We start from the raw sequence: 1225 nt of genomic DNA, 5'->3' as shown, positions 1-1225 counted from the left end.
GGCCCCCTGCTCGTGGCGGCAGAGCTGATGGGCCAGGCCACCGTCATACAGGGCGTCGTAGACCGGCATGATGGCCCCGCCCGGGTAACCAAACACCTGGGTCACACCCTGTTTCTTGAGAGCCTGTACCAAAAACTGCGCGCCGTTCATGTGGAAAATCCTGTCCTTTGGTCGAAAAAAAACCCCCGGGCCGTGAGGCTCGGGGGTCGCTTGTTTCGTTCTGTCCGGTGGTGGGTCTATCCCTTGTTCCGTGCAGCCAAACGAGCCCCGAGCGGTGAGATAATAATCACCACTAGGACCACAATAATGCTGACGAAACGGGAGGCCATGTTCATAGTTACAACCGGAAATCCTGTGAAATGGGAGCGGAGCTTGCCGCGAATGGCTATTAGAACTAGCACGGTGATTTTTATTGGGCAAGCACTTTTTACCTGACAAGACTCTGATTTTAACTGCTCTGAAACCTGACAACTGGAACAAAAAACTAATAAAAAACGGTTAACCAGCATATACATCAAACCAAGGACGGTATTTATGTCATTAGCTGTTGTTTATAGCCGTGCCAGCCTGGGGATAGCGGCGCCGCAAGTCACGGTGGAGGTGCACCTCTCCAACGGCCTGCCCGCCTTCAACATGGTGGGGCTGCCGGAAACCTCGGTGAAGGAGTCGCGGGATCGGGTGCGCAGCGCCCTGCTCAACGGCAATTTCGAGTTCCCGAGCAAACACATCACGGTCAACCTGGCCCCTGCGGATCTGCCCAAAGAGGGGGGTCGCTTCGACCTGGCCATCGCCATCGGCATTCTCGCCGCATCCAAGCAGATACCCGCAAGATACCTGCTCGATCACGAATTTTTAGGGGAATTGGCCCTGACGGGCGAGATCCGCCCCGTGCTTGGGGTGCTCCCCTCGGTGCTCGCCTGCCGCGACGCAGGGCGCACCCTGCTGGTCCCACGGGAGAACGGTCCGGAGGCTTCCCTCATACAGGATGCCGAGGTGCGCACCGCCCACCAGCTGCTGGCAGTCACCGCCTGGCTGGCGGGCCAGTACGAACTACCGCTGCCGGAACCCCAGAGCGCGGAGATCCTGCCCGACGTGCCGGATCTGCAGGATGTGATCGGTCAGTCCCAGGCGAAGCGGGCGCTGGAGATCGCCGCAGCTGGCAGCCACAACCTGCTGTTCATCGGCCCCCCCGGCACCGGCAAGAGCATGCTGGCCAGCCGTCTGC

At 59.7% G+C, this 1225-nt stretch carries 1 protein-coding gene and 1 pseudogene; one reads left to right on the top strand and one right to left on the bottom strand.

All coding sequences use genetic code 11. The features are described from left to right. Positions 1 to 150 (bottom strand): thiamine pyrophosphate-binding protein (locus tag AACR77_RS17445; protein ID WP_156133359.1); only part of this gene is annotated, 150 nt, incomplete at its 3' end. Positions 151 to 534: 384 nt separating this feature from the next. On the opposite strand from AACR77_RS17445, the pseudogene AACR77_RS17440 reads away from it, so the two are divergent. Further along, a pseudogene (locus AACR77_RS17440) lies at positions 535 to 1225 on the top strand (magnesium chelatase domain-containing protein); the annotation flags it as partial.

Source organism: Aeromonas sp. ZOR0002 (assembly GCF_963866995.1).
GTDB lineage: Bacteria > Pseudomonadota > Gammaproteobacteria > Enterobacterales > Aeromonadaceae > Aeromonas > Aeromonas caviae.
Note: the sequence above shows the minus strand (reverse complement) of the source record. Positions and strands in the feature narration are given on the sequence as shown.